Origin of the sequence: Mesorhizobium sp. M8A.F.Ca.ET.021.01.1.1, assembly GCF_003998025.1 — a bacterium.
Classification (GTDB): Bacteria; Pseudomonadota; Alphaproteobacteria; order Rhizobiales; family Rhizobiaceae; genus Mesorhizobium.
The window spans coordinates 1-4,920 of sequence record NZ_RZSJ01000479.1 but is presented as its reverse complement, the minus strand read 5'-3'; the positions used below and the strand labels follow the sequence as shown (position 1 = coordinate 4,920).

5 protein-coding genes are annotated in these 4,920 nt (G+C 63.8%); all 5 read left to right on the top strand.

Annotated features, from left to right (window positions below; genetic code table 11):
• The coding region (locus EOA36_RS27615) for an SPOR domain-containing protein (RefSeq protein WP_145969336.1) at window positions 1-1,732 on the top strand (1,732 nt) is incomplete at its 5' end.
• A 163-nt stretch (window positions 1,733-1,895) separates the two neighbouring features.
• The gene (gene nagZ / locus EOA36_RS27610; protein WP_127280244.1) at window positions 1,896-2,915 is read left to right on the top strand and encodes a beta-N-acetylhexosaminidase; all 1,020 of its coding nucleotides are present in this window, start codon (window positions 1,896-1,898) and stop codon (window positions 2,913-2,915) included.
• 62 nt (window positions 2,916-2,977) lie between these two features.
• Window positions 2,978-3,781, top strand: coding sequence for a ScpA family protein (locus EOA36_RS27605; protein WP_127280245.1), 804 nt, complete (start codon window positions 2,978-2,980; stop codon window positions 3,779-3,781).
• The gene (gene scpB, locus EOA36_RS27600) at window positions 3,778-4,545 is read left to right on the top strand and encodes an SMC-Scp complex subunit ScpB (protein ID WP_127280243.1); all 768 of its coding nucleotides are present in this window, start codon (window positions 3,778-3,780) and stop codon (window positions 4,543-4,545) included. The genes EOA36_RS27605 and scpB overlap by 4 nt, the downstream gene beginning before the upstream one ends.
• A 179-nt stretch (window positions 4,546-4,724) precedes the next feature.
• Window positions 4,725-4,920: twin-arginine translocase TatA/TatE family subunit (locus EOA36_RS27595; RefSeq protein ID WP_127280242.1), on the top strand; the 196-nt coding region annotated here is incomplete at its 3' end.

Here is a 4,920-nt window from a genome sequence, read left to right as displayed (position 1 = left end):
GTCCTCGCACTATGAAGAGATGCCCGATGTCGAGACGGTCGATGTGCCGGAGCGCGTCGTCGCGCTGGCTGACGATCTCGACATTCCGGAGTTGCATTTCGAGGAAGATGAGCCGGCAGCGGCCGTTTATGATGATCTCGACGCCGAATTCGCCAGCCTTCTGACCGAGATGAATTCGGTCGAGGTCGCGCCTGCTACTGCCGGCAACGCTGCCGACGAATCCTACAATACCGGGTTCAATAAAGGATATGGCGCGGCCAATCCGGGATATGGCGCTGCCAATCCGGGATATGGCGAGGTCAATCCGGGATATGACGGGGTCAATCCGGGATATGAAGAGCCGAGGCAAGCCTATCAGCCGGAAGCGCGGACCTATGCGGCACGGCCGGCGGAAATGCCCGCCCGCGCGTCGGCCTCGGGCTATGCCGATGCTGCCGAAGGCTTCGATCTCGACAATCTGCCCGGCAGCCAGCCGGTCTCTCAGGCGGACGATTTTGCCGTCGATGAACTCGACTACGATCCCGAGCTGGACGAATCGATGTCGGTTCCGGGCCTCGGCGAGCGGGAAGCCGCCAGGCCGTCGGGCCGGCGCGGCCTGTTCATTGCCGCGATTGTCGGTGCCGTTGCGGTCGCGGGCGGCCTTGGCGCCTTTGCGCTGTCTTTGGGCGGCAAGGGCGGCAGCGAAGCTCCGGTGATCGTCAAGGCGGACAATTCGCCGATCAAGGTCAAGCCGGAAAATCCGGGCGGCACGGTGGTGCCGAACCAGGACAACAAGGTCTATGACGCGGTGGTCAAGGGCGCGAAGCCCGCCGAGCCGGTCCAGCAGAAGCTTGTCACCAACACTGAGGAACCAGTGGACGTGCAGGCGAAAGACCCGGCCCGCGCCGTCAATCTTTCTCCCGATCAGAACGCCGCCGCCGGCACGGATGGCGGTGGCGAGGTTTCGACCGCTGGCGCGGCCCCGGCCGACAATGCGGCGCCCGCGCCGAAGTCGGAGGATCGCATCGCGCAGGTCCTGCAGGACGCCGACAAGGGCACCAACAACGACGTCGTTGCCGTTGCGCCGCGCAAGGTCAGGACCATGGTGGTCAAGTCCGACGGCTCACTGGTGGCGCGCGAGGATCCGGCACCGGCGGCACCGCAGGTGGCCGCGGCCGAGCCGACGGATCCGGCGCCACAGCATGTGGCGCCTGCCGGAGCCGACCAGACTGGCGCCGACCAGACTGGCGCCGACCAGACTGGCGCCAACGAGACTGGCACCGACCAGACTGGCACCGTGGCGCCCGCCGCCGCGCAGGCTGACGATGAGCCGGCTCTGAAGCCTGCCGCCAAGCCTGCCAAGGCTGAAGCCAAGGCGCAGTCGGCCAACACGCCAGCCAAGGTTGCGATCGCGCCGCAACGTCCGTCCGACCAGCCGGTCGACGTGGTCGGCGAGGTCAAGCCCGATCAGGTCGCTTCCATCGATCCGGCCTCGACCGCGACTGGCAGCGGTGCGTGGTCGATACAAATCGCTTCGCAGCCGACGGTGGACAGCGCCCAGTCGACCTACCAGGATCTGCAGCGCCGTTATGGCAGCGTGCTTTCCGGCCGCACGGCCAACATCGTCAAGGCCGAGATTGCCGGCAAGGGAACGTTTTACCGCGTCCGCGTTCCGGCTCAGTCGCGCAACGATGCCATCAATCTGTGCACCAGCTACAAGGCCGCGGGCGGCAACTGCTTCGTATCGCGCTAGACGTCGATCCAATCCTTCAAAGCCGGCGCGGCCCTGGGCCGCGCCGGCTTTTTATATGGCGATATCCATATGCCTGACTTTTTCATGTGGAACATGTCCTGCAGCCCGCCGCATGCGGTCAGGGATGATTCCCTTTGACAGCGCGAAGCCCTAGACTCCTGAAATGACCGAATCAAAATCCATGATCCTCGGCTGTGCCGGGAAATCGCTCACCCGCGAAGAAATCAATTTCTATCGCAATGAATGCCCGTGGGCCTTCATCCTGTTTGCCCGCAACATTGGCGAGGCCGAGCAGATCCGCGACCTGGTCGCCGAAATGCGTGACTGTATCGGGCGCCCGGACGCGCTGGTGTTCATCGACCAGGAAGGTGGCAGGGTACAGCGCCTGCGGCCGCCACTGGCGCCGAATTATCCGGCCGGCGGCGCGCTTGGGGCGCTGTGGCGCGACGATCACGACGCCGGCGCACGCGCCGCCTGGCTGATGGCGCGGCTGCATGCCTTCGACCTGCTGCGCTACGGCATATCAGCGGATTGCCTGCCGGTGCTCGACGTGCCGATCGAAGGGGCCAGCGATGTCATCGGCGCGCGCGCCTATGGCAAGGATCCGCGTCCGGTCATCGAACTTGGCCGCGCCGCGGCCGAGGGCCTGATGTCGGGCGGTGTGCTGCCCGTGATGAAGCATATTCCGGGGCACGGCCGGGCCTTTGCCGATACGCATTTCGAACTGCCTGTCGTCGACGCCTCGCTCAGCGATCTGCAGCGGCACGATTTTGCTCCGTTCCGTGAGCTCAACCATCTGCCGATGGCGATGACCGCGCATGTCGTCTACAGCGCGATCGATCCCAAGAACCCGGCGACGACTTCCGGCAAGGTCATCGACGAGATCATTCGACGCGAGATCGGCTTCGATGGACTGCTGATGAGCGACGACACCTCGATGAAGGCACTTTCTGGGGATTTCCCGACAAAGGCGGCCTCGATCCTTGCGGCGGGCTGCGATCTGGTCCTTCACTGCAACGGTGTTTTTGAGGAGATGGCGGGTATCGCATCGCGCACCACGGGGCTTGAAGGCAAGTCGCTGGAGCGTGCCAAGCGGGCGATGACCTATATAAGCAAACGAGACGCGGCCGAAGAAACCGAAAGCCGTGCCGAATTCGCCACCTATTTCGACGCGGTGGCCTAGCAAAGAGGAAGTGACAGGCAGTGGCGGAAGCATTGGAAAGCAAGGCCGCGAAGGCTGCACCGATGGACCGCCTGTGGGCCGAGAACGATGAGTCACGGCTGACGGGCGACCCGTCGCTGGTCGTCGACGTGGCCGGCTTCGAAGGCCCACTCGATCTTCTCTTGCACCTTGCCCGCACCCAGAAGGTCGATCTGGCGCGCATTTCCATCCTGGCGCTGGTCGAGCAATATTTGACCTTTGTCGAGACGGCGCGGGCGCTGCGGCTCGAACTTGCCGCCGACTATCTGGTGATGGCGGCGTGGCTGGCCTTCCTCAAATCGAAGCTCCTGATCCCCAAGCAGCCGGGCGAAGAGGGCGAAAGCGGCGAGGAACTCGCAGCGGTGCTGCAATTCCGGCTGAAGCGGCTCGAAGCCATGCGCGATGCGTCGGCGCGTCTGGTCAACCGCAACCGGCTCGGCCGCGACGTGTTCGCACGCGGCATGCCGGAAATGGTCATCATCGAGAAGCGCAACACCTATTCGGCGTCGCTTTACGATCTCCTGACCGCGTATGCGCAGCAGCGGCAGAAGCAGGCGATCACCAACGTGACGATCGCCAGGCGCGGCGTCTGGTCACTCAAGGACGCTCGCGACATCCTGACCCGGCTGATCGGCTCGCTGCGCGACTGGACGACGCTCGACAGCTTCCTCATCCGATATCTGACCAGCCCGCAAGAGCGGCGCACCGCGATCGCCAGTTCGTTCGCGGCCACACTGGAACTGGTGCGCGAGCGCAAGATGGATATGCGGCAGGACGAGGTGTTCGCACCGATCTATCTGCGCGACCACCGCGCACAGACAATCAAGGCAGTCGAGGTGGCATCATGAGCGAACGCGCCAACGCTTCGGTTATCCCATTCAAGATGGATGATGAGTCGGAAGACGGCGAGATCGACCAGGCCTCGGCCGGGAATCCGGTACAGAACCCGGCCGAGCGGCTGTATCTGGCGGAAGCCGTGCGCATGGCCGAGGCGATCGTGTTCGCCAGCGCCGAACCCGTCAGCGAAAAGCAGCTTGCCGCACGCCTTCCCGATGGCATCAATCTTACCCTCGCCATGACAGAGCTGCAGCAGATCTACGCCCGGCGCGGCGTCAATCTGGTCCGGGTCGGCGACGCCTGGGCGTTCCGCACCGCTGGCGACCTCGCCTTTCTGATGAGCCGCGATACGGTGCAGCAGCGCAAGCTGTCGCGGGCGGCGCTCGAGGTGCTGGCGATCATTGCCTATCATCAGCCGGTGACGCGCGCCGAGATCGAGGACATCAGAGGCGTCGAGACCTCGAAGGGGACGCTGGATACGCTGCTCGAGACGGAATGGGTGCGCATGCGCGGCCGGCGCAAAACGCCCGGCCGTCCCGTCACCTATGGCACCACCGAAACCTTCCTCGATCATTTCGCGCTCGAAGAGATCCGCGATCTTCCGGGTATGGAGGAACTGAAGGGCGCCGGCCTGCTGTCAGGCCGCATGCCGTCGAACTTCTCCATCCCGCAGCCGCCGGCCGATCCCGACGCGCTGACCGAGGACGAGGATCCGCTGACCGACATCGATCTCGAGGAGCTCGGTCTGCTGACGCCGCGCGTCACGGAAGATTGACCACGAGCGCCTATCAAAAGCCGTCTTGCACCTTTAGATGTGCCGTTTGGTAGCGGGCCGCATCGCTGAAAATGCGTGACATCCGACACCCTTTCATAAACTCTGTCGCGGTTGTGTTTGAATCCCAACGCGAAAACGCATAGATCATCGCCAGGGAAAACATTCGAGAGAGATTTGCTATGGGTTCATTTTCGATTTGGCACTGGATGATCGTGTTGGTCATCGTGCTTCTGGTGTTCGGTCGCGGCAAGATTCCCGAGCTGATGGGCGACATGGCCAAGGGCATCAAGAGCTTCAAGAAGGGCATGGCCGACGACGACGTTGCCGACGACAAGCGCACCGTCGAACACCGTGCCGATGAGACCGTTTCGGCCG